The sequence below is a fragment of the Azospirillum thiophilum genome, from assembly GCF_001305595.1.
Lineage (GTDB): Bacteria > Pseudomonadota > Alphaproteobacteria > Azospirillales > Azospirillaceae > Azospirillum > Azospirillum thiophilum.
This window is the reverse complement of sequence record NZ_CP012403.1, coordinates 556,234-579,159: the sequence shown is the minus strand read 5'-3', so window position 1 is coordinate 579,159 and position 22,926 is coordinate 556,234. Positions and strand designations below refer to the sequence as shown.

Annotated in this window: 16 protein-coding genes; 5 read left to right on the top strand and 11 right to left on the bottom strand. The window is 68.5% G+C overall.

The genetic code is table 11. The features are described 5' to 3' along the window. Positions 1-98: 98 nt before the first annotated feature. From AL072_RS21755 to AL072_RS21740, 4 genes are all read right to left on the bottom strand, one after another. Positions 99-1,544: an ABC transporter substrate-binding protein gene (locus AL072_RS21755; RefSeq protein ID WP_245636915.1), complete on the bottom strand. Its 1,446-nt coding sequence runs from the start codon at positions 1,542-1,544 to the stop codon at positions 99-101. A 255-nt stretch (positions 1,545-1,799) separates the two neighbouring features. Then, a complete protein-coding gene (locus AL072_RS21750; protein WP_045584282.1) occupies positions 1,800-2,654 on the bottom strand; it encodes a ParB/RepB/Spo0J family partition protein in 855 nt (284 codons plus the stop codon). Then, positions 2,644-3,666 (bottom strand): AAA family ATPase, encoded by a 1,023-nt coding sequence (locus AL072_RS21745; RefSeq protein ID WP_045584281.1) that lies wholly within the window; start codon positions 3,664-3,666, stop codon positions 2,644-2,646. Before AL072_RS21745 ends, AL072_RS21750 begins: the two co-directional genes overlap by 11 nt. A gap of 105 nt (positions 3,667-3,771) precedes the next feature. Continuing rightward, positions 3,772-4,719: a replication initiator protein A gene (locus AL072_RS21740; protein WP_045584655.1), complete on the bottom strand. Its 948-nt coding sequence runs from the start codon at positions 4,717-4,719 to the stop codon at positions 3,772-3,774. 1,118 nt (positions 4,720-5,837) lie between these two features. Between AL072_RS21740 and AL072_RS21735 the strand changes: the two genes are divergently transcribed. The 3 genes from AL072_RS21735 (at position 5,838) to AL072_RS21725 (ending at position 10,923) form a co-directional block, all read left to right on the top strand. Next, positions 5,838-6,587, top strand: coding sequence for a helix-turn-helix domain-containing protein (locus AL072_RS21735; protein WP_245636914.1), 750 nt, complete (start codon positions 5,838-5,840; stop codon positions 6,585-6,587). A 554-nt stretch (positions 6,588-7,141) separates the two neighbouring features. Continuing rightward, the gene (locus AL072_RS35705; RefSeq protein WP_052710248.1) at positions 7,142-9,793 is read left to right on the top strand and encodes an O-linked N-acetylglucosamine transferase family protein; all 2,652 of its coding nucleotides are present in this window, start codon (positions 7,142-7,144) and stop codon (positions 9,791-9,793) included. Further along, the gene (locus AL072_RS21725; RefSeq protein ID WP_045584279.1) at positions 9,790-10,923 is read left to right on the top strand and encodes a glycosyltransferase family 9 protein; all 1,134 of its coding nucleotides are present in this window, start codon (positions 9,790-9,792) and stop codon (positions 10,921-10,923) included. The genes AL072_RS35705 and AL072_RS21725 overlap by 4 nt, the downstream gene beginning before the upstream one ends. A gap of 160 nt (positions 10,924-11,083) precedes the next feature. Here the strand turns inward: AL072_RS21725 and AL072_RS21720 are convergent, their stop codons facing one another. Both AL072_RS21720 and AL072_RS21715 read right to left on the bottom strand, forming a co-directional pair. Further along, positions 11,084-11,371, bottom strand: coding sequence for a DUF2218 domain-containing protein (locus tag AL072_RS21720; RefSeq protein WP_045584278.1), 288 nt, complete (start codon positions 11,369-11,371; stop codon positions 11,084-11,086). Between the two features lie 49 nt (positions 11,372-11,420). Beyond that, positions 11,421-13,424, bottom strand: coding sequence for a TonB-dependent receptor domain-containing protein (locus tag AL072_RS21715; protein ID WP_045584277.1), 2,004 nt, complete (start codon positions 13,422-13,424; stop codon positions 11,421-11,423). Positions 13,425-13,662: 238 nt separating this feature from the next. Between AL072_RS21715 and AL072_RS21710 the strand changes: the two genes are divergently transcribed. Then, positions 13,663-14,673, top strand: coding sequence for a helix-turn-helix transcriptional regulator (locus AL072_RS21710; protein ID WP_045584653.1), 1,011 nt, complete (start codon positions 13,663-13,665; stop codon positions 14,671-14,673). A gap of 206 nt (positions 14,674-14,879) precedes the next feature. Here the strand turns inward: AL072_RS21710 and AL072_RS21705 are convergent, their stop codons facing one another. The 3 genes from AL072_RS21705 to AL072_RS36330 all read right to left on the bottom strand — a co-directional run bounded on the left by AL072_RS21705 (position 14,880) and on the right by AL072_RS36330 (position 20,601). Continuing rightward, positions 14,880-19,724, bottom strand: coding sequence for an NAD-glutamate dehydrogenase (locus AL072_RS21705; protein ID WP_052710246.1), 4,845 nt, complete (start codon positions 19,722-19,724; stop codon positions 14,880-14,882). Between the two features lie 148 nt (positions 19,725-19,872). Then, a complete protein-coding gene (locus AL072_RS34435) occupies positions 19,873-20,178 on the bottom strand; it encodes a hypothetical protein (protein ID WP_144428332.1) in 306 nt (101 codons plus the stop codon). Positions 20,179-20,259: 81 nt separating this feature from the next. Further along, positions 20,260-20,601: an aldehyde dehydrogenase family protein gene (locus AL072_RS36330; RefSeq protein WP_282183959.1), complete on the bottom strand. Its 342-nt coding sequence runs from the start codon at positions 20,599-20,601 to the stop codon at positions 20,260-20,262. Here AL072_RS36330 and AL072_RS21700 point away from each other — a divergent pair. After that, entirely contained in the window at positions 20,529-21,356 is an 828-nt protein-coding gene (locus AL072_RS21700; protein WP_245636913.1) for a FadR/GntR family transcriptional regulator, read from the top strand. The two genes, AL072_RS36330 and AL072_RS21700, sit on opposite strands and share 73 nt — an antisense overlap. 13 nt (positions 21,357-21,369) lie before the next feature. Here the strand turns inward: AL072_RS21700 and AL072_RS21695 are convergent, their stop codons facing one another. Together AL072_RS21695 and AL072_RS21690 are read right to left on the bottom strand one after the other, a co-directional pair. Continuing rightward, positions 21,370-22,068, bottom strand: a complete 699-nt coding sequence (locus AL072_RS21695) for a histidine phosphatase family protein (protein ID WP_045584275.1) — start codon at positions 22,066-22,068, stop codon at positions 21,370-21,372. Positions 22,069-22,078: 10 nt separating this feature from the next. Next, positions 22,079-22,840 (bottom strand): SDR family NAD(P)-dependent oxidoreductase, encoded by a 762-nt coding sequence (locus AL072_RS21690; RefSeq protein WP_045584274.1) that lies wholly within the window; start codon positions 22,838-22,840, stop codon positions 22,079-22,081. Between the last annotated feature and the right edge of the window lie 86 nt (positions 22,841-22,926).

Here is a 22,926-nt window from a genome sequence, read left to right as displayed (position 1 = left end):
GGAAAAAAGCCCCTGTCCGCCTCGCCGGACAGGGGCTTTTTTTCAGGCTCTCGCCCCACCCTGCCCGTCGACGGTCCCCTGGCCGGCCGGCGGCGGCCTCAGGCGAAGTTCAGCCCGCCGAACGGCGTGATGAAGTTGTCGCTCAGGACATTGCCGCGCAAAGCCACATAGTCCGGAACCACCAGCGGGATCACCGGCATGTCGGTCATCACGATGTGCTCGGCGTCCTTGTAGACCTCGGCCCGGCGGTCCGGATCCGGGATGGCCATCGCCCGTTCGATCAGGCCGTCGAATTCCGCGTTCGTCCAACCCACCGGGTTGAATCTGCTGCGGCTGGTGAACAGCTCGTCCAGGAAATTCATCGGATCGGGGTAGGTCGCGGTCCAGCCGAACAGGAAGGCGTCATAGTCGCGGCGCCGGGAACGGGCGATGAATTCCTGCCGCGGAGACGTCGCCAGCTTCGCCGGGATGCCGGCGTTGTTCCATTGCGAGACATAGTAGACGAACTCGCGCCGGTACTCCGGCACGACAGCCACCGTGAAGGGATCGATGCCGCGGCCTTCCGGATAGCCGGCCTCCTCAAGCAACTGCTTTGCCAGCATCGGATCGTAGGCCAACGGCTCCAGCCGTTCGTTCGACAGCAGCGCCGGCGGCACCACGCCATTGTGGACCGTCGCCACGCCGCGGAAGAACCGTTCGGCCATCGCCTGACGATCGATCAGCAGCGACATCGCCCGGCGCACCCGCAGGTCGGCGAAGGCCTTTACCCGGCGCGGGTCGAGAGCCAGCACACGCATCTGCATCCGCGGCACGTTGGACAGCGACCGCTTGAAGCCGGGATCGTCCATCACCCCGCGCAGCGCGTCGGTGTCGACGAAGGTGAAATCGACCTGGCTGTCGTTGAACAGGGTGATGCCGTCATTGCCGATGCCGGTGGCAAGGAAGGACACCCGCTCGAACGGCACCGCACCGCCACGCCAGGCGGGGTTCGCCTCCACATCGATGCGGATCCCCTCGTTGGAGCGGAGGAGGCGATAGGGACCGGTGCCCGCCGACATGGTGCGGAACCAATCGGGCCCGGCTTTCTCCACCGCGTCCACATCGACGATGTTGAAGCGGGCAAAGGGGAAGACGGCACAGGGCTCGTCGCAGACGACGTCCAGGGTGCGGTCGTCGATTACGGCGACGCCGGACAGTTCGCGGGCGGTCTTGGCCCGGACCTCGCGGAAGCCCCGGACCTTGGCCAGTGCCAGCACCGCGAAGTTGGCGCCCTCGGTCGCCAGCGCGGCTTCGAAGCTGCGTTTCACGTCACGGGCGGCAAATGGCCGGCCGGTGTGGAAGGTCGCGCCCTCGCGCAGGGTCAAGCGCCAGCGCCGGGCATCCTCCGACGCCTCCCAGGCGGTGGCGAGGCCCGGCAGGATGCGTCCCTGGGGATCGACACTGGTCAGGCTCTCATACATCGAGCCCAGCACCTGCCGCGCCACCAGATCGCTGACGGAGAGCGGATTGAGGAGGGCGGGCAGGGACTTGAGCCCGATGCGCAAGGCACCGGCCGCGGCACCGGCCGGCCGCGGCGCCGCGCCTGCCAATGCGGCGGCGCCGAGAAGGCCAAGGAAATGTCGTCTCCGCACAGCCGGCATTGCCGTCCCATAGCATCGATGTTGTTGCCCCCAACCCTTACCATGGGGCAGGGCAGGCGGTCACCCTGGCCGACGGGGAGAGGCTTTCGCGTTCGAAAGCAACCCTTGGGAGAGGAGATCTGTGAAAACAACCACAGCGCGCTTTCGCGTTCGAAAGCCTCAGGCCTTCAGCAGAGCGTCGATGCGGTCGCGCAACGCCTGCAACCGCTCGCGATGCTCGCGCTGCAGGGCCCCGGCGATGCCGTCTATCGCCGCCAGATCCTTGTCCATCCGGTTGATCGCCTTGCCCAGCACCCGCAGCGGCTCCGCCGAGCTGGATGCCGCCGGACGGGCGGCCCGCACCGCGCCGACGGTCAGCCCGCCGGTGCGGGCGGTCTGCCACAGCCGGCGCAGCTCCGCCCCGTCCTCGACGAAAGCCAGCTCGACCAGGGCGGAGCGCGACACCGCATCCGGGTTGGCGCGGTAATCGGCCAGGATATCGTCGGGCAGGCGCAACACCTTCAGGCGCTTGGACACCTCCGCCTCCGAACAACCGACCGCCGCTGCTACCTCGGCCTGGGTGTAGCCATGCGCCTCGATCAGCTGGGACAGGCCGCGGGCGAGGTCGATGGCATCCAGGTCGACACGCTGGACATTCTCGATCAGCGCGATCTCTTCCGGGCGGCCCTTGGTGATGATCGCGGCGATGGTGCCGCGGCCGAGCAGCCGGTGGGCACGCAGCCGCCGCTCGCCGGCGACCAGCCGGTAACGGCCCTTGTCCGTTCCCTCCTGCACCAGCACCGGCTGCTGCAACCCGTGACGGGCGATTGAATCCGCCAGCGACCGCAGGGACTCGTCGTCGAACACCGTGCGCGGCTGTCCCGGATTGGTCTCGATGACGTCGAGATCGACCTCGACCAGCCGGGGAAGCACGCCGCTCAGCCCGAACATGCGGTCGGTCTCAGCCGCGAAGCCGGCTTCCTTGGCCTGGAGCACGGTGGCGGCAGTCTGGCGGGTCAGCTTCTTAGGCGGCATCGACGGTCTCCTGCAGTCGGCCCGTGGCGGTCAGCAGCGCGGACGCGATGGCGGCATAGCTCTCCACCCCCGGCGCGCCGATGTCGGCATCCAGCGTGATGACATTGGCACCGGCCGCCTGGGCGTAGATCGTCGCGCGCGGCACCGGCGGGAACACGCGGCGGTCGTTACCCCACAGCCGCTGGATATCGTCCAGCGAGGACCGGTCCTGGGTCTGGCGCGGGTTCACCATGGTCGGCAGGATGCCCAGGACCTCCAGCCGCGGATTCAGCCGCCGCTGGATCTTGGCGACGGTGTCGAGGAAGGCGCTGACCCCCAGGATGGCGTGCGGCTCGGCCTGGCAGGGCACCAGCACGTAATCGGCCGCGGTCAGCGCGTTGATCGTCACCGCGCCCAGGTTGGGGGCGCAGTCGATGACGATCACGTCGTAGCGCGCCTTCACCCCGTCCAGGATCTCGGCCAGCGCCGTCTGTGCATTGGTCAGGTTGCCGGGCAGCTCGGTATCGGCGCTCGCCAGCGCGATGCTGGAGGGCACCACGTCCAGCCCCTCGACACTGGTCGGACGGATCACCTCGTCCAGCGTCGTCTTGCCCATCAGTGCATGATAGAGGACCTTGCCGGCCTCGGTCAGTGCCACGATGTCGGTCTGCGGCACGCCGACATGGATGGTGGCGTTGCCCTGCGGGTCGGCGTCGACCAGCAGCACCCGGTTGCCGGCACGCGCCAGAATGAAGGCGAGGTTGATCGAAGTCGCGGTCTTGGCGGTGCCGCCCTTCTGCAGGCCGACGGCGACGGTGGTGCCGCGGCGGGGCAGGGGGCTTTCCGGCCGTTCCAGATCCAGCAGCAGCAGCCGGCCCAACAGATCGCGGGGCAGGGCCTCCTTGCCGGTTTCCCATTTGCTCAGGCGCTGCTTGTCGTATTTGCGGCCGGTCAGTTCGTTGACGAACGCCGCCATCTGCGTCTGGGTTAGGCCCCGCCGTTCCCGCAACGCCTTCAACTGGTCCCCTGTCACGCCCCGTCCTCCTGCCCCGTCACCGGTTGCGCCGACCCTATCAAGTTGTCGCGACTCCGGCAACGGGTGTCTACCGAACGGGTGTCCGCCAAAGGGGCAGGGGCGCTACACGGTCTCGTCGTACTCCACCTTCGGGGCGTCGATCCAATTTTCCGGCTGGCCCTGGTCCTTCTTCCAGAACAGCACCGGCAGCTCGGCGTTCAGAACACGTCCCAACACGGCACCGCGGGATTTCATCGTCTCCTTGTATTCCGCCGTCTCGACGATGCGCACGCCGTAGCCGGGAATGCGGTCGGCGGCCAGCACGGGACCCAGCGCGTTCTTGAACTTGCGCAGGTCGTTGTCGGAGCCGACGCGCTTGCGCAACGGTTCCAGCGCCATCCAGAAGGCATGTCCGCGGGCCAGATGGGCCCGCGCGATCTCGTACAGCCGCTTCTCCACCGGCTTCAGCGCGAAATACTGGTCATGGTAGATCAGCAGATTGTGGCCCAGTGCCGCGCGGGTGACCCAGCCCGACAGCGTCAGCTTCAGCCCGCGCACCGCCCGCTCGCCGTCCTTCTTCCGCTGGTAGAGCAGCTTGTAGTCGGAAATCCATGAGAAGGCGCCGCTCTCGCCCTCGCCGCCGGTTTCCAGGTTGGTCTTGATCTGCGTGCCCTGCAGGCGCTCCAGCGCCCCTTCGATCTTGTCATAGGCGCTGCCGCCGGCGGTCTTGCCGACGATCCGCTGCAGGTCGCTGGTGGTAAAATGCAGTTCACCCAGCTTGGCCGGAATCTTGCCCTGTTCCATCTTCTCGCGCAGCAGCGAGATGGCGTAGAGCAGCACCGCCTTGTCCCAGATCGTCGCAACGCCGACATTCTTCGGCGCCCGCACCTCGATCCGCACCTTGCCGTCATCATAGGTCGGCAGCGATTCCGCCTTGTCCTTCGACAGGCCGAACAGGCTGTAGACCATCATGTGCCGGTCGTTCTGGACGTCGCCGGTCAACGGCGAATCCAGCCGCAGAGCCAATTGCAGCGGCCGGTCGAGCAGCTCGGCGGTGTTGGTCTGGGTCATGCCGTCTCTCCGCGGCTCCTGTCCGAACTGGAATGGGATCGATGGGATGGTGAAGCGGTCCATCAAAGCCATAATCCACAAGCCTGCCACCCTGTTCCACAGCTCCTGCTCAAACGTCGCCGTTCTGCCGAAAGATTCCCGGAACCGGCGGGAAAACGCGGACCGAATGTCGCCGTTCTGCCAGCTTTCTGTTTGTGGCCGCAGTTTGCGGGGCGATCGGCTCCCGCCCGGGAGTCATCCGGACCGGAGGGGCGGGCAGCGTCTCCGTTCTGCCGCGGCGGAGAGGCAAGAGGACGAAGGATCGCCAATCAAGCCATTGATTTTACTATTATATTGTCCGACGCTCCACAGAGCTTAGGCCCCATTACGCTTCATATAGTGCCTGTGACTGGCAGAACGGCGACATTCGGCAGATCGGCTGTCGGGCCGATTCCCTCCCGATTCTCCGCCGATTCTGGCAGCTCCGCGGCTGGTGGGGGGAGGGGAGGGCAGGATTATTCGGCATAACGGCGACACTCGCCGAGGCCAATCCTTGGACTTGAGGCCGCCAGTCAAAAGAATCTTTCGGCACAACGGCGACGTTCCTATCCGAATCTTTCGGCACAACAGCGACACTCGGCACCGGCGAGCCGGGCATTCGGAGAGCCAAGCTATTGATTCCTCCAGGAGAATCGCTCCGCCCCGCCTTGAAGTGACGCCGAAACGCCGTTTTCCCAAGACCATGGACAGACGCGCAACGCGACGTACACATTTCAAAAAACGGGCGAAAACCGCCCTCATGCCATCGTCGTGCGCCCATGCCAGTTGCTGGCCGGTGCCACGGGTTCGTGCAGCCTTGAAGGAGCGCACCATGACTTAACGGAGGAACCGCCTCCGCAAACACAAAAGGCCCGGATTGCTCCGGGCCCTTCGTGTCGGACGGAGGAGACCGAGGGAAACCCGGGCACCCCACATCTGGCTGTTTGGCGACTCCATGATGGCAGGGCAGGCCCACAAAGCCAAGCGGATTCCATGGAGTCCGTCGACGCTCTCCCTTTGTCTTCGCCCGTCCACGGATCGACCGACAGACGGGTATCCCAATGAAGCCATACATCGATATGTACAGGCGCTGGATTGCCATGCCCGGCATTCAGGCGGCCGATATCGCGGTGTTGTCCGCGCTCTACGCCCACGCCGACCCCGACGGTGTCTGCACCGTCACGCAAGGCGAACTGGCCGAGGAGCTTGGGCAGAGCCGCGCGTGGTTCAACGCCGTGCTGAAGGGCCTGCAGGAACCGGAAGCGGCACTGGTCTGTGCCAGATCGCGCCGCGGCCTGCGCGGCTTCGCCTATCAGCTGGCTGGGATGGACGGCGCAACCGCCGGCATTTCCTGTCAGCCGGCTGACAGCAGCCGTCACCCGGCCGGCATTTCCTTGGAATCCTGGAATCCTGAATCCTCCTCCTCTCCATCGGACGGGGGATCGAGCCGAAGCGACGACGCTCTGGCAGCCGACTGGCAGCCGGAACCATCGGACCTCGCCTGGGCGGCTCGGGAACGGCCGGAGGTCGATGCAGGACGGGTGACGGCGAAATTCGTCGCCTGGTGTCGCAAGGCGCACCGCCGCAACGGCTACCGGCCTCCGGATCCGGGAGCGGCATGGCGCCGCTGGATCTCGCGGGAGCTGGTGGCGCCGGCCGAACCGCCGGCGATTTCGCCCACGATCTCGTCCTCTGCGCCGCCCTCCGTCCCCCAGTACCGCCGGGAGCCCCGCCATGACCGCCGTTCAGCCCCCTTGCGTGCCGGACATTCCCAGTCCACCGGCGAAGGCGCCGGCCGCAACCGCGAGACCCTCGCCGCCCTGCGCCTTCGCCTCGCTGGCCAGGCTTGAGGCGGCCGACCTCAGGTTCGAGACGCAGGATCTGTCGCCCGCCGAGATCGGGGCGCTTGCCGACCGGGTGGAGCAGGCCATCAGCGTCCTGACTCCCGCGATCGGGGTGGACAATGTCCTGACCGGGCTGGAAAAGCTCGCCGACCGCTTCGCCCTGGATCTGCCGGACGCCGAGTTGCTGGAAGCGGATGTGCGGGCGATGGCCGATTGGCCGGCCGACCGCTGGATGGCGGCGTTCGACGAGGTATGGGCCGGCTTCCGCAGCGGTTGGAGCCGCTTTCCGACGCTCGGCGATTTCCGCGAGGCTCTGGCCCGCCGGTCACCATCGGCGGACAGCCGCGCCGCCGCCGATCTGCGGCGGCTGGCCGCCCGGCTGCGCCAGGAGGAGCTGTTGCGTGCCCGCACGGAGGAGCAGCGCCGTCGCACCCGCGACCGGGAAGCGGCATTGGCAGGCCGGCAGCGCGAGCTGGCCGCGTGCGCGCAATCGCCGCTGTTGCAATCGACGGCGGCCGCCCAGCATTATCCGCCCGACCCTCAAAGAATGCGGACAGCGGATGAAACCGAACCATCGCCAGACGCATCGCCCGGCCGGGACGGCCGATGCGCAGGCCCTGCTGGCCCGTGCGGTCGCACTTCACCAGGGCGGGCAGCTGGCCGAGGCCGCGACGCTCTACGATCAGGTGCTGAAACGCTTGCCGAGGCAAGCGGACGCCCTGCATCTGTCTGGCCTGGTCAAGGCGCAGACCGGGGCGCTGGCGGACGGGATCGAGCGGATCCGGCAGGCGGTGAGGGCCGACGCACGGCAACCGCTGTTCCATGCCAATCTGGGCCGGCTTCTCGGCGCGGCGGAGCGGTGGGAGGAGGCGGCGACGGCCTTCCGCGCCGCCGCCCGTCTGGCGCCGCTCGACCCGACGCTGCCGCGGATGGAGTCGGCGGCGCGGACGCGGCTGGGACAGCACGGCCCGGCGGCGCAGGCGCTGCTGCGGGCGATGGCGCTGGAGCCGGCGGATGTCGAGAGCGCGGGCTCGCTGGGCGACGCCTTGTACGACGGCAACCGGTTCCTGCCGGCGGCCGCCTGGTACGGACGCGCCGCGACGCTGGAGCCGCACCGGATCCTGGCGGCCTTCAACCGGGGGGCGGCGTTGCGCGACGCCGGCCTGATGCAGGATGCGGCGGCGGCCTTTCAGGCGTTGTGCGCGCTGGCGCCGCAGATGGTGGAACCGTTGGAGCAGCGCATGCAGCTCTGCCACGGGATCGGCGACCCGGCGGGCGCGACGGCGGCGGCACGCCGCCTGCTGGCGCTGGTCCCCGGCCATACGGCGGCGGCCCGGATCCTGGGGGCGCTGATGCCGGACAGTCCGCTCTGGCTGGTTCGGGCGGCGGCGCTGGACCCGATGGCGGAGGATGCGCTGCTGACGCTCGCCGGCCGGCTCTACGCCCAGGGGCGGGCGGCGGCGGCGGAGCGGTGCTACCGGCATATTCTGGCTCTGGCGCCGTCCGCGGGACTGGCGCTGTCTGGGTTGGGACTGGCCCGGGCGACGCTTGGGCTGGAGGGGGCGACGCCGGCGGTTCTGCGGGCGGTTCGGGTGGCGCCGGAGGATTCGGCGCTCGCCGCCAATGCCGGATCCGCCTTCCATCTTGCGGCGCAACCGGATGCGGCGCTGTCCTGGCACCGCCGGGCGCTCGTGCTGCGGCCGGACGATGCCGCAGCCTGGGTCAACATCGGCACCCATCGGCTCGACGCCGACGCAGTGGAGGAGGCGATCCCGCCGCTCGACCGGGCGCTGCGGCTCGCCGATCCGGGACAGGAGGCTTTGGCCAATTCGAATCTCGGCGTTGCCCGGATGGCGCTCGGCCTGCATGCCGAGGCGGTGGCGGCCTTCCGTGCCGCGCTGGAGCGGGCGCCCGGGGATGCGGCGATCCGGTCCAACCTGCTGTTCTGCTTGTGTTTCGACGACGGCGCCGATCCGGCGGACGTCTTCCGCGACCATCGCGGCTTCGAGCGGCATCTGCCCTCTCTGCCGGCCGTCTCCCATGCGGTGGAGAGCCGGGATCCGGAGCGGCGCCTGCGCATCGGCTATCTGTCGCCCGATTTCCAGCGCTATCCGGGGCCGGGCTATCATTTCCTGCTGCCGTTGGTCGAGGGGCACGACCGCGCGGCGGTGGAGGTCACCTGCTACCACAACGACCGCAGCCGCGATGCCACCACCGACCGTTTCCGGGCGGCGGCCGACCGCTGGCGCGACGTTGCGGCGATGACGGATGAGGAACTCGACCGCCGGATCCGGGACGACCGCATCGACATCCTGGTCGATGCCGGCGGCCACATGTCGCGAAACCGCATGCCGCTGATGGCGCGGCGGCCGGCGCCGCTGCAGGTCAGCCTGCCGCTCTATCCCAACACGACGGGATTGAGCGCCGTCGATTACCAGTTGGCCGATGTCCGCCTCGCCCCGCCGGGGGTGGAGGCGCTGCATGTGGAATCGCTGATCCGGCTGCCTGGCTGCGTGCTGTGCTACCGCCCGGCGGAGTCGGCCTGCGCCCCGCCCGAGCGGCCGCCTTGGACGCGCAACGGCCATGTCACCTTCGGGTCCTTCAACAACATCACCAAGGTCAACGCCGCCACCATCGCGCTGTGGGCGCGGCTGCTGGCGGCCGTTCCGACCGCAAGGCTGGTGCTGAAATGGCGGGGGCTGGGCAATGGCGGCGGAGCCGACCGGCGCCTGCTGGCGGCCTTCGCCGCGCATGGCATCGCGGCGGAGCGGCTGGATCTGCGCGGCATAACCCCCGATCCCTACCAGGGTTACACCGCCATCGACGTGGCATTGGATCCCGTCTTCGCCAATGGCGGCACCACCATCTGCGACGCGCTGTGGATGGGCGTGCCGGTGCTGAACCAGACCGGACCGACCAAGATCGGCCGTTGGGGGGCAAGCTTGCTCGCTGCCGTAGGGCTGGGGGATCTGGTGACGCCGGACGATGACGCTTATCTGGCGATGGGCGTCCGGCTGGCGACCGACCGCGGCTTCCTCGAGATACAGCGCAAAGGCCTGCGCGAGCGGATGCGCCGCTCCGCCCTGATGGACGAAGCCGGCTACGCCCGCGCGGTGGAGGCGGGCTATCGCACCGCCTGGCGCCGCTGGTGCGCCGGACTGCCGCCGGCGGCCATCCACGTCACGGCGCCGGACGGGGAGGGGAGGGCATGACCGTCTGCGACCTGTCCGCCGTCCGCAGCATCCTGGTCGTCAAGCTGGACGAGGCCGGCGATTTCGTGATGGCGACCCCCTTCCTGCGCGGCCTGCGCGCCGCCGCCCCGCAGGCGCGCATCCTGCTGGCGGTGCGCGAGGCGGTGGCGGATCTGGCGGCGACCTGCCGCCATGTCGACGGCGTGGTGGCGCCGCGGCCGAAGGAGGGCGGCGGCCTCGATTTCCGCGGCATCACCCCCGGCGGGCTGGCCCTGTTCGCGGAGTGTTACCGTGCCGGCTTCGATCTGGCGCTGGTGCCGCGCTACGACTTCGACCGGCACGGGGCGACGACGCTCGCAGCCAACAGCCGGGCACGGGTGGTCGCCGGCTTCTCCGAGACGGTCACGCCCTGGAAGGCCGAGGGCAACCGCGGTTTCGACCGGGCCTTCACCCTGGCGCTGGCCCCGCCGCCCGGCCGGCACGAGGTGGAACAGAATGCCGCCCTGCTGGAGGCGCTCGGCGCCCGTCCGGATCTCGGCCCGCTGGAAATGAGTTTGACGGCGGAGGACCGCCAACAGGCGCGCCGGCTGCTCGGCCCGTCCGGTGGCCGTCCGCTGATCGTCGTGGCGCCCGGCGCTGCAAGCCCGCGGCGGGACTATCCGCTCGACCGGCTGACCGCCGTGATCGCCGCCGTCGCGGCCGGGCTGGACGCACGGGTCGCCGTGCTTGGCACCCTGGCGGAGGGGCCTGCCGCCATCGCTTTGGCCGCCGCGCTGCGTGGCCGGATCACCGACCTGACCGGCGCCACCGGCCTGCGGGTCGCTGCGGCGGCGATGGGCGAGGCGGTGCTGGCGATCACCATGGATTCCGCTCCCGCCCATCTGGCCGCAGCGGCTGGTGTGCCGGTGGCGGTCTTCTCCTGCCATCCCGAGGGCGGCGACCCCAACCACATCCATGCGCCGGAGCGTTTCCGGCCCTGGACCGGGGGACGGGACGGGCGAGCGCTGGTCCTGCGCCCGGCCGCGGCTGTTCCGCCCTGCACGACCGCCTGCATCGCGGCGGAGGCGCACTGCATCGCCGCCATCGATCCAAGCCTTGCCGCCAGCCGCATCCTTGCACTGGCGGCAGCCGATGCGGAGGAGCCGCGATGACCGACCCGACCATCCGCGTCTCCTTTCCCCAGCCGCCCGACGCCTTCCCGAAGATGCTGCACTGGCATGCCCAGCTCAGCCGCTACGTGTTCGAGGCGCTGTCGCGCCGCTTCGACCCGGATGCCGCCTGCCTGGAGCGTACCGACAATGATTGGCCGGGTCAGCCGACCGGGGTCCAGTCCGGCTTCAGCCCCTCCTTCCAGGCGAAGCGGACCAGATGGTCCTCCACCACCGCCTTGACCCGGGCCAGCGCCTCGGCATCCTCCGCCTCGCAACGCAGGGTCAGGGCGCCGTCCGCCGCCGTCATTGCGCAAGCTCCCCACGGGAATTGCGCATCGCCGCTGGCGGTGTCGTAGCGCACCGTGATCTTGTGGGCGAAATGCTTGCAGAGCTGCTGCAGGTATCGGCTGGCGAGGGCCGTCGGAACCGTGGCCGTTTCGGTCAGCATCGTTGCGCTCCCTTGATGATGGTTTCCGGTCCGGTCGGCGCCATCCCGATCAGAATTTGACGGTCGAGGTCAGGTAGACGCTCCGCCCTTCCGCCAATGCCGGCTGTACGGTGGAAGTCTGGCCGTAGCTGGAGCGGCTGACATAGGCGGCGTCGAAGATGTTGTTGGCCTCGGCCCGCAGCGTCCAGTTGGGCGCCGTTTCCATCGGCTTCCATTCGGTGAAGAGATTGACGACCTGATAGCCGTCGATGGAGCGGAAACCGTTGGCCCGGAGCGCGTCGTCCTCGATCTTCAGCGCGATCTCCGACGAGGCGCCCAGCGTCAGCCGCAGGTCCTCGAAGCTGTAATGGCCGCGCAGCGCGAAGAGGTCGCCGACCGGCACCGCGGTGTTGTAGTCGGACGACAGCGCCATGCGGTTGCCGTACGTCACGGCGGTGTGGGTGTATTTCGCGTTGATGCCGGCATTGCTCCAGTCATGGCCGACGGTGAGGTCGAAGCCCCGGGTGCGCAAATCCTCGCCGTTGACGCGGGTGTAGGTGGTGTAGTTCCAGGCGACCGGGTTTTCCATGTAGGTCAGGAAGGCCGCCGCCTCCAGCCGCAGGCCCTGGTGGGCATAACGCAGCCCGGCCCGCATGTTGTGGGCGGTCACCGGCTCCAGGTCGCTGGAGTAGCGGTAGTTGGCGGCATGGAACAGCGCGGCCTCCGCCATCTCCAGCCCGCCCCAGTTGTAGCTGTAGCCGCCGAAGGCGGTCAGGCTGTCGGTCAGGCCGTAGTCGGCCGACAGATTGGGGCTGAGGCCGGTATTCTCAAAGGTCTTCTTGTCGACCGACCGGTAACTCTGGTGGTCCAGGCGGACGCCGGTCGACAGGCGCAGCCGCTCCAGCGGTGCCAGACGTGCCTGCAGGAAGCCGCCGACATTGGTGATCCGCTCGTCCGCGTCGGTGGTGAAGTGGAAGCGGTCAATGTGGATGTCGTCGCGGGAGAGATCGAAGCCGGCGGTCAGGGTGCCGGTCGGGATGGCGAAGCTGTTCTTCACCGTCAGCCCGATGGTGTCGACCTGGCTGTCGAAGGCGCCGTGCGCCGTGGTGCGGCGGTTCTCGTTCGGACGTTCCAGCCGGTTGCGGGTGTAGGAGAAGGTAACGCCGGGGTTGAACCAGTCGGTCGGCTGCGTGGTCTCGTAGCTGACGACGGCGGTGGTGCGGGTCGCGGTGTTGCTGTTCATCAGCGGACCGGTCGGCCCGCCGACGAGGCCGAGGTTGGACCGCAGGCGGCGGACCGCGTCGTCGCGCACATGCTCGCCCGACACCGACAGGCGATGGCCGCCGTCGGACTCATAGGCCAGCTTGCCCAGGCCGCTGACCAGATCGGTGCCGGTGCCGGCTTCGGTGACGCCGTTGCCGTTCTCGTAATTCCTGCCGCGCGACAGGGTGCCGATGCCCAGGAGCTCGAAGCCGTGCTTGGCGGCATAGCCGGCGCCGGTGGTCCGCCAGGTCTCGGAATTGGTGTCGTAGCCGAGGATGGCGGTGCCGCCGACCTCCTGTCCCGGCAGCAGCATGTCGGTGGCGTTCTTGGTCTTGAAGGCCACTGTACCGCCGAGTGCGCCCGGACCGGCATCGGCCGGCGACACGCCGGGATCGACCTCAACCGACTTCAGGAAGGTGGGGTCGAGCGTCAGGTTGCCGTTGTGGTGCCAGATGCCGGCGCGCTGGGCGGCGCCGTCGATGGTGACGTTCAGCTTGCTCTGGTCGATGCCGTGCAGATAGATCTTCTGTGCCGCGGTGCTGCTGCCGGGGATGGTGATGCTCGGCTCGCCCTGGAACAGGTCGCGCAGGTTTTGCGGCACCTCGCGGTCGATCGCCTTCTGGTCGATGACGGTCGCCGCCTCCACCGGGCGGGGTGCTTCGCCTTCCACCGCGACGGAGGGCAGGGTGAGGGCGGTCTCCTTGTCGTGCGCCAGGGCCGGGGCGGCCTGCGCAACCGGGAAAAGGCCGAGCAGGGACAGGGTGATGAGGGCGGTCGTGCTGGTGATCCGGTGACGGAATCGGCAGGTCATGGTCGGCGGTCCATCCTTTCGCGCCACCCCCGGCACACGCCCGCTGGACCACCGGCCGGCATCGTGATATCGGAGAATGAGACGCATTCGCAAATCTGGTCCAGCGTCCTGGACGCTGTTCACGCTGGTATAGCCCGTGCTGCGCCGACAATGCCTTTGCGCGCCGGTCAAACTTCTTTGCCGGATCGCCAGATGACGGGGATGGCCGATGACGGATGGCGAGGGGATGGTGCCCGGAATGACGGTTCCCGACAGTCCGCTCCGCTGGCGGGATCTGGTGGTGCGGGGCAACCGCGGCGGTGAGAGTCTTCCTGCGATCATGCCGGAGCTCGATCCCGACGACATCGTCCTGCGCGGCCGCTTCCGCATGGAGATGCTGCGCAGCGGCCTGTCGCTGCACGCCACCGATGCGGTCGACCTGCGCGACATGACGACGGCGGCCGTGGCCGGGCCGGGGCTGACGGTGGCGCTGTTCCTGCGGGGGGAGGTCGACATCTCGCTCGGCCGGCGCCGCTACGCCTTGTCCGCCGCGCAAGAGCCGATCCTGTTCCTGCTGTCCCGCACTGAAGAGGATTGGTTCCAGCGGCGGGCGATGCGCGGCAACTGGGTGCGCAAGATCACGCTGGGCCTGCCCCCGGACTGGTTCGACGGCGCGGGCGGTCCGGCCGACGACCGTATGGCGGGAGAGAAGGGCTTGCAGCGTCTCCGCCGGTCGCATGGTGCCAGTCTGATGTTGCGGCCGACACCACGGCAGGTCGCGCTGGCGGAACGGCTGACTGGTCCGGCCACCTGCACGCCCTTGCTGGAAAGCCTCTATCTGGAAAGCCATGCCCTTGAGATCGTCGCCGACGCCCTGGGGATGCTGGACACGCCGGCCATGCAGACGCTGAGCACCCGCGACCATGCCCGCCTGCGCATCGCCTGCGACTATCTGGAAAGCCGCGATGTCGACGACGACGCGCCGCTGCGGCTGGAGGAGGTCGCCCGCCATGCCGGGATGAGCGTCAGCACGCTGCACCGGCTGTTCCGCGCCGGCCATGGCATGTCGGTGTTCGAGTATGAACGGGCGCGCCGGATGGAACGGGCGCGGACGGCGCTGGAACGGGATGGCGTCAGCGTGATGGAGGCCGCCTATCTCGCCGGCTATTCCAGCCCGGCCAATTTCGCCACCGCCTTCAAACGGCGCTTCGGCCATACCCCGCGGCAGGTGCGGGGCGCCCGCATCGCCCTTCCGGCCGTCGCCGGCTGACGGGATGAGTCCTGGAGCGATCCGGCAATCGCAAAGGTTGCTTTCGAAAAAGAAAGTGGGCGGACCCGCGGTCAAGCGGATCCGCCCGAGGCGAGGAGACTGAAGGCCGGCGCCCGAACGTGCCTTGCGAAGGCGCCGACGCTCCGGCGGATCGGTCGCGCGAACTGCGCGGCCGATCCGGCCGAACCGAGCCGTCTCCTATCCCGTTACCCGGCGATCAGGCCGCGCAGCTGCCGGTTGGCGACCGCCAGCATGGCGAGGTCGACCACCGGCTGGGCGCGCAGCTCGGCCAGAAGCTGTTCCACCCGGTCCACCACCAGGCTGCGGCTGGCGATCCAGGCATCGACCGCGGCGGCCTCGTCGCCCTCGCTTTCCAGAACGCGCACGGTCAGCGCGCTCTGGTGGGCGAACAGGTCGTCGACGATCGCGGCGACCGCCTGGCGCTGCCAGTGGTTGTCGACCTTGGCGCCGCTGGCACGGTCGCGCAGCCATTCCAGGCCGAAGCGGCGGCCCAGCCCAAAATAGACCGAGGCGACACCCTCGACCGCGCGGCCGGTGCGTTCGGCGATCCGCACCAGATCGGGGGCGGCGGCCAGCACCGGCAACGCCGCGATCCGGCGGGCCAGATCCTCCGGCACGCCCTGGGCGATGGCGTCGGCGACGCGGGCGGCGAGGCGGGAGGATTCCTCGGCATCGAGGAAGCGGTCCAACCCGGCGGCCAGAGCCTCCACCCCCGGACGGAAGGCGGCGGATTCGCCGCCCATGTCCAGCGGATGCGGGCTGTGCGCCAGGAACCAGGCGACCGCCCGGTCCATAAGATGGACCGTCTCCAGCATCAGCGCGGTCTGTAGCGCTGCCGGAACGACGGTGTCGAGCGCGTCGATGGCGTCCCACAGCGGGCGCAGCTGGAACACGTCGCGGGCGATGGCATAGGCGCGGGCGACATCCGCCGGACCCAGGCCGGTCTTCTCCACCATGTCGCGGACGAAGGTCGGGCCGACGCGGTTGACCAGGCTGTTGGTCACCGCCGTCGCCACGATCTCGCGGCGCAGCCGGTGGCGGAAGATCGCCTCGCGCTGGCCTTCGCGCAGCGGCTGCGGGAAGTAGCGCAGCAGATCCTCGACCGTTGCCGGGTCGTCCGGCAGCTCCGACGCCAGCAACTCGTCGTACAGCGTGATCTTGGCGTAGGCCAGCAGCACCGCCAGCTCCGGCCGGGTCAGACCGCGGCGTTCCGCCATGCGCTGGGCCAGTTCCTCGTCGGTCGGCAGATACTCGATGGCGCGGTTCAGGCGGCCGGTCTTTTCCAGGTTGCGGATGAAGCGGGCCTGGGCCTCCAGCAGCGACGCCCCTTGCGCCTCGGCGATGGTCAGGGCCTGGCTCTGGCGGTAGTTGTCGGCCAGCACCAGACCGGCCACCTCGTCGGTCATCGCCGACAAGAGCATGTCGCGCTGCTTCAGCGTCATGTCGCCGCGCGCCATGACGTCGCCCAGCAGGATCTTGATGTTCACCTCATGGTCGGAGGTGTCGACGCCGGCCGAATTGTCGATGGCATCGGTGTTCAGCCGCACTCCTTTCCCGGCAGCCTCGATGCGGCCGCGCTGGGTGACGCCCAGGTTGGCGCCTTCGCCGACCACCCTGGCGCGGATCTGGCCGCCGTCGATGCGAAGCGCGTCGTTGGCCTTGTCGCCGGCTTCGGCATTGGTCTCGGTCGACGCCTTGATGTAGGTGCCGATGCCGCCGAACCACAGCAGGTCGACCTCCGCCGTCAGCAGGCGGCGCATCAGCTCGGCCGGTGACAAATGGGCCTGCTCGATGCCGAAGCGGGCACGGACCTCGGCCGACAACTCCACCGTCTTGGCGCTGCGGTCGATGATCATGGCGCCGCTCGACATCCGGCTGCGGTCGTAATCCGCCCAGGAGGAGCGGGGCAGGGCGAACAGCCGGTTGCGCTCCTCCCAACTGGCTTCGGCGTCCGGATCGGGATCGAGGAAGATGTGGCGGTGGTCGAAGGCGGCCAGCAGGCGGATGTGGCGGGACAGCAGCATGCCGTTGCCGAACACGTCGCCCGACATGTCGCCGACGCCGACGACTGTGAAGTCTGTGGTCTGGATGTCGGTGCCCATCTCGCGGAAATGGCGCTTCACCGATTCCCAGGCGCCGCGGGCGGTGATGCCCATCGCCTTGTGGTCGTAGCCGGCCGAACCGCCCGACGCGAAGGCGTCGCCCAGCCAGAAGCCATGGTCGACCGAAACCCCGTTGGCGATGTCGGAGAAGGTGGCCGTGCCCTTGTCGGCGGCGACCACCAGATAGGGGTCGTCGGCGTCGTGGCGCACCACGTCCTTCGGCGGCACGACCGAGCCATCGGCGGCGAAATTGTCGGTGATGTCCAGCAGGCCGCGCATCAGGATCTTGTAGCACTCGATGCCTTCGGCCAGCGCCGCCTCGCGTCCGGCGCCGGGCGCCGGCGGACGCTTGACGACGAAGCCGCCCTTGGAGCCCACCGGCACGATGACGGTGTTCTTCACCATCTGCGCCTTCATCAGCCCGAGGATCTCGGTGCGGAAATCCTCGCGCCGGTCGGACCAGCGGATGCCGCCGCGGGCGACCTTGCCGCCGCGCAGATGGACGCCTTCCATGCGCGGGCTGTAGACGAAGACCTCGACCCACGGGCGCGGCAGCGGCAGTTCATCGATCGAGCCGCTGTCGAGCTTGAAGGACAGATGCGGCTTCGGTGCACCGCCCGCACCGGCCTGATAGGCGTTGGTGCGCAGCGTGGCGCGGATCAGATTGGCGAAGCGGCGCAGGATGCGGTCGTCATCCAGGTTGGTGACGGCGTCCAGCGCTTCCTCGATCTGCTCCAGGATATGCGCCTCGCCCTTTTCCGTGTCCGTTGGCGCGGACCGGGCCTGCGGATCGAAGCGGGCGGCGAACAGCCGGGCCAGCAGGCGCGCGGTCTGCGGGTGGGCGGCCAGCGTCGCCTCGAGCGTGTCCTGGCCATAGGTGAAACGGGCCTGCTTCAGGTACTTCGCATAGGCGCGCAGCACCGTGACCTCGCGACCCGTCAACCCGGCGCGCAGCACCAGCCGGTTGAAGCCGTCATCCTCCATCCGGCCGTCCCAGATGTCGGCGAAGGCATCCTGGAAGGTCTGCTTGACCTTGACGCAGTCGACCGGCATGCCGGTCTGGGTGCGGGCGGCGAAGTCGTGGATCCAGACCGGGGGGGCCGCCGGCGCACCGCCGGCCGGGCGCACCTCGTAGGGCTGCTCGGTGATGACCTTCAGGTCCATGTGCTCCAGCATCGGCAGCACGTCGGACAGCGGCACCGGCCGGCCCTGGTGGTAGATCTTGACATGCAGTTCGTCGCCATCGGCTTCCAGCGGGTGGAACAGCACGATGCCCAGCCGCTGTTCGGTGAGTGCGCGTTCGATCTGGCTGATGTCGTGCACCGCGGATTCCGCCGAGAAGGTCTCGCGGTAGCCGGCGGGGAAGGCGTCGGCGTAGCGGCGCAGGCGGGCGTTGCCGATCTCCTCGCCATGGGCCTCGACCAGCGCGTCGCGCAGCCGGTCGGCCCAGCTGCGGGAGGCCTGGACCAGCCGTGCCTCGATCTCGCCGACGTCTACGACGGGAACCTTGCCCGGCTCGGTCTTCACCATCAGGTGCAGGCGGGCGAGCGCGCTGTCCGACAGCTGGGTGTGGCTGGAGGCGCAGGCTCCCTGGTAGGCGGACTCGAGCAGCGCCTGGATCTTGCGGCGGAGCACGGTGTCGTAGCGGTCTCGCGGCACGAAGACCAGGGCGGAGACGAAGCGCTCGAATGGATCGCGGCGGATGAACAGGGCGAGCCGCTGGCGTTCCTGCAGGTGCAGGATGCCGAGCGCGGTCTCGTACAGCTCGTCCGACGGGGTCTGGAACAGCTCGTCGCGCGGGAAGGTTTCCAGGATATTCAGCAGCGCCTTGCCGTCATGACCTTGCGGGTCGAAGCCGGCGCGCGCCATGACGCGGGCGACCTTGCGGCGCAGGAACGGGATCTCGCGCGGGCTGCGGTTGTAAGCGACCGAGGTGAACAGCCCGACCGCCAGCGTGCCCCCCACCACCTTGCCCCGGTCGTCGAAGCGCTTGACCAGGATGGCGTCGAGCGGCACCGCGCGGTGGACGGTGGCCTGCCGGGTGCCCTTGGTCACCAGGAGGGCGCGCGGCTGGTGCAGGAAGGCGCGGATCTCGGCGGGCAGCACGGCGGCGTGGCCATGCTCGTCGAACACGGTGATCTCCGGATCGCGCAGCACGCCGAGCCCGCTGCCTTCGACCAGTTCCAGCCAGGGATCGCCGACGCCGTCGCCGAGGGTGGCGATGTACTGGCGGCTGCCCAGCAGTGTCATGTTGCCGTCGTCGACCCAGCCCAGGAAATCGGCGGCCTCCTTCGACTCCTCCGCGTCCGGGGCGTTGGCGATGCCGTCGCGGGCGGTGCGGACACGCTCGCGCATCGGCGTCCAATCCTCCACCGCGGCACGGACGTCGGCCAGCACCCGCTCGATCCCCTCGCGCAGCCGGGCCTGGGCGTCGGGATCCGACAGCGGGTCGATCGAGCAGTGCATGAAGGATTCGTCGCGCGCGCCGTCCCGTTCCTCGCCCGGCTCCAGCAACTCGGCGATGCGGCCCTCGGCGTCGCGGACGACGCGGGTGACGGGATGGATGACGAGATGGACGGTAACGCCTTGCCGGTTCAGCTCCGCCGTCACGGAATCGACCAGGAAGGGCATGTCGTCGTTGACGATCTCCACCACCGAGCGTTCGGATTGCCAGCCATGCTCGTCCAGGCGCGGGGTATAGACCCGCAGCTTGGGCGTGCCGGCCTCTCGCTGCTGCCCCCATTGCCACATCGCCAGCGCCGCGCCGTAGAGCTGTTCCGGTGTGGCGCGCAGCAGGTCGTCCGGGGGCACGTTGGCGTAGAAGCGCTTGACGAAGCGCTCCGCCCGCGCGTTCGGAACCCGGCTGCGCACCAGTTCGGCCAGTTGCTGCCGCAAGTCGCCCGCCAGATCCTTCGTCGCCGTCCGCATGATGGTGGATGTCTCCTCTCGGTATTCTTTGGAATGGTAGTACCACCCCCAAACCGACAATTCGACGGCAAATAAACGGCAGGATTTCTGACCAAGCGGTGATTTTTACTCCTTTGGGGGTATTTCTCCAAAGATTCGGACAATCCAGTCACATATCTGCCGAATTTATCCAAAGCGCATTGACATCCGGTCCATCGCTGGTTCCGCGGCAAAGGCGCACAGTGCCCATCTGCCGCACCTCCCGGTGGTCGGTCCCTTGCCGGAAATGGGTGAAAGCCGAATCGATTCGGTGCGGCAGCGGCTTTGCCGGCAAATCGTTGGCAGAGACGGGATGCTCGCGATAAAAAATGGCAGCATTGCTGACCAAATGGCTTTGCCGATCAAGTCGGGGCATTTTCCGACAACGTATCGACAAGACGGCGGGCGTGGGTGTCATACCGGCGGCACTGGTCATTGGCCTGTGCCGCCGGAGGGCCGTGACCTTACCCGCAGTCCTCCTCGATCGGCCGTTTCCCGATTTGCGCAACAACGCCGTTCATGACGGGTGATAGCCCGGGATGGCTTTGGTTTCGAGGCACTCTTCCAGCCCGAAGACTCCATATTCTCGTCCATTGCCGGACTGCTTGTAGCCTCCGAAAGGCGCATGGGGATCCCAGGCGGGATAGTTGATATGGACCTGCCCGGACCGGATTTTGCGGGTGGCCCGACCGCCGCGAGCCGGGACGTCCCTGCTACGAACAAGTTCTGACAGATCGACGAAGCGGAAGCCGTTAGCGCTGGTCGGCAGCTCGGGAAAAAGGTACGATGGTCCGACTGCCCGACGTTGTTCGATCCGTCGACCGGGTCGATGCAGAGCTTTGGAGCCAAGAGGACGCATCCTTGATTGAACACAGTCCCATGGTCTTCGAGAAAGTCGATGTTCAGCCGGCCTATCATCTGGTGGCTTCGAACATCGAAAAATGTATCATGCAAGGCATCTACAAGGTTGGGCAGCAGTTGCCCTCCGAATTGGATCTCGCCAAGCAACTCGGGGTCAACCGTTCCACCGTGCGCGAAGCGATTCGCGTGCTGGAGCAGAGCGGGCTCGTGTTCCGCAAGAGCGCTCGCCGTCTGGTCATCAGCCTGCCACGGGAACAGGAGCTGGCCTCCCGCGTCAGCCAAGCCATGATCCTGCACGAGATCACATTCCTCGAATTGTGGGAAACCATGCTGCCGCTGGAGGTCCGTGCGTCGGAACTGGCGGCGATCCGCGCGACAGACGAGGAGATCGAACGGCTCGAGGTCAATCTTCGGGAGACCGCCGATTGCCTGGAGCATGAACAGAAGCTCGTCGCCCTGGACATCGAGTTCCATCTCCTGGTCGCCAAGGCGTCGCGCAACCGCGCTCTGCTGCTGGCGCGGGAGCCGATCGGCCTGCTGTTCTACCCCGCCTTCTATCAGGTGATGTCGCGGCTGAATGCCAAGGATCGCCTGCTCTCCGCCCACCGGGAAGTCGTAAACGGAATCCGCAACCGCGACCCCAAGCATGCGGCGCAGTGGATGGAAAAGCACATCAAGGATTTCCGGCGAGGCTACGAGCTGGCTGATCTCGACATGAACCAGCCGGTCGACAACAGCAGCTATTTCGAATGACCGGGGGCCGCCGTCAGGCGCGGTGGCGGCTGCGGACCACCTGCTCCATCGACGTCGCGTGAAGGTCCGCCTTCACGGCGTCATAGGCGGTCATGTTCACGGTGCGGACCAGCGGCCGCCAGCCACCGGAATCGTCCGGTTCCAGGTCGATGATGTTGAGGCCGGCGTAATCCTGTTCCAGCGCCGCCAAAGCGGCCAACCCGCAGCCGAGGGCGTGGCACAGGATGGCGCGGTTCACGCCGTCGTGCGCGACCAGCAGCAGGGACCGCCAGTCCGGTGCAGCGACCAGCCGGTGGAAGGCCGCGCCCACCCGTTCGGCGAAGGCGGCGAAGACGTCCCCGCCAAGGAACCGTCCTCCCTCCTCGCTGCAAGGCGTGTAGGCGCTGGCCAGCCGCTCCTCGATGCCGTCCACCGGCAGATCCCGCAGCCGGCCGCCGCGGATTTCACGGAAGCCGTCATCCTCCTCCAGCGGCAGCCCGCGCCCGGCGATGAGGATCCCGGCGGTTTCCCGCGTGCGCGGCAGGCCGGAGCACACCGCCCGATCGATGGGAACAGCGGCCAGATGGAGGGCGAGCGCCTCCACCTGCTTCCGCCCGGCCGGCGTCAGCGCGACGTCGCGCGGGTTGTGCGGCTGTCCCGACCGGTCGAAATACGCCACCTCCCCGTGCCGTACCAGATGGATCCGGCGGCGGACCGTCTCCTGCCCCGTCATCCTGCCCGCCTCACTTCGGCTGCATGCGCAGCGCGGCGTCGAGCCGGATGACCGACCCGTTCACCATCGGATTCCCGACGATGGACAGGACCATGCGGGCATACTCCTCCGGCTTGCCGAAGCGGTGGGGGAACGGGATGTTGGCGACGATGGCGTCCTGGACCTCCTGCGGCATGGCGGTGACCATTGGCGTTCCGAACAGGCCGGGCGCGATCGCCGCCACCCGCACGCCGTGGCGGGCCAGTTCGCGGGCGGCCGGAAGGGTCAGGGAGGCGACGCCCCCTTTCGACGCCGCATAGGCGGCCTGTCCGATCTGCCCCTCGTAGGCGGCGACCGACGCGGTGTTGACGATCACGCCGCGCTCCCCGTCCTCCAACGGCTCCAGCGTCGTCATCGCCGCGGCGGCGAGCCGCATCAGGTTGAAGGTGCCGATCAGATTGACCGACACGACGCGGGCGAACTCGTCGAGCGGTTGGGGCCCGTCGCGGCCGACGATGCGGCCGGCCGGAGCGATGCCGGCGCAGTTGACCAGGATGCGTGCCGGTCCGTGGGCGGCGGTGGCCATTGCCACCGCGCGTTCGGCCGAGGCGGCGTCGGTGACGTCGCACGGAATGGCAAGGCCGCCGGTCTCCGCGGCAACCGACGCCAGACGGTCGGCGGACAGGTCGAGCAGCGCGACCTTAGACCCGGCTTCGGCGAAGGCCCGTGCGGTGGCGGCGCCAAGGCCGGAGGCCGCGCCGGTGACGATGACGGGATGGGTCGACGGATTCATGTCCGGCTGTCCTCAATGATGGGGAGCGGAGGGGGAGGTCGGAAGCCGACGAAGCGCGCGACGCCGTCCGCCGGCTCGCTGGAAAC

Excerpts from the sequence above, each read along its gene's own strand:
- AL072_RS21710 (WP_045584653.1), top strand. The coding sequence starts at position 13,663 with ATGACGGTTCCCGACAGTCCGCTCCGCTGGCGGGATCTGGTGGTGCGG.
- AL072_RS36330 (WP_282183959.1), bottom strand. The coding sequence starts at position 20,601 with ATGCGTCCTCTTGGCTCCAAAGCTCTGCATCGACCCGGTCGACGGATC.
- AL072_RS21720 (WP_045584278.1), bottom strand. The coding sequence starts at position 11,371 with ATGCTGACCGAAACGGCCACGGTTCCGACGGCCCTCGCCAGCCGATAC.
- AL072_RS21735 (WP_245636914.1), top strand. The coding sequence starts at position 5,838 with ATGCCCGGCATTCAGGCGGCCGATATCGCGGTGTTGTCCGCGCTCTAC.
- AL072_RS21750 (WP_045584282.1), bottom strand. The coding sequence starts at position 2,654 with ATGCCGCCTAAGAAGCTGACCCGCCAGACTGCCGCCACCGTGCTCCAG.
- AL072_RS21715 (WP_045584277.1), bottom strand. The coding sequence starts at position 13,424 with ATGACCTGCCGATTCCGTCACCGGATCACCAGCACGACCGCCCTCATC.
- AL072_RS21695 (WP_045584275.1), bottom strand. The coding sequence starts at position 22,068 with ATGACGGGGCAGGAGACGGTCCGCCGCCGGATCCATCTGGTACGGCAC.
- AL072_RS21725 (WP_045584279.1), top strand. The coding sequence starts at position 9,790 with ATGACCGTCTGCGACCTGTCCGCCGTCCGCAGCATCCTGGTCGTCAAG.
- AL072_RS21700 (WP_245636913.1), top strand. The coding sequence starts at position 20,529 with ATGGTCCGACTGCCCGACGTTGTTCGATCCGTCGACCGGGTCGATGCA.
- AL072_RS21705 (WP_052710246.1), bottom strand. The coding sequence starts at position 19,724 with ATGCGGACGGCGACGAAGGATCTGGCGGGCGACTTGCGGCAGCAACTG.
- AL072_RS21740 (WP_045584655.1), bottom strand. The coding sequence starts at position 4,719 with ATGACCCAGACCAACACCGCCGAGCTGCTCGACCGGCCGCTGCAATTG.
- AL072_RS21690 (WP_045584274.1), bottom strand. The coding sequence starts at position 22,840 with ATGAATCCGTCGACCCATCCCGTCATCGTCACCGGCGCGGCCTCCGGC.
- AL072_RS34435 (WP_144428332.1), bottom strand. The coding sequence starts at position 20,178 with ATGACCAGTGCCGCCGGTATGACACCCACGCCCGCCGTCTTGTCGATA.
- AL072_RS35705 (WP_052710248.1), top strand. The coding sequence starts at position 7,142 with ATGAAACCGAACCATCGCCAGACGCATCGCCCGGCCGGGACGGCCGAT.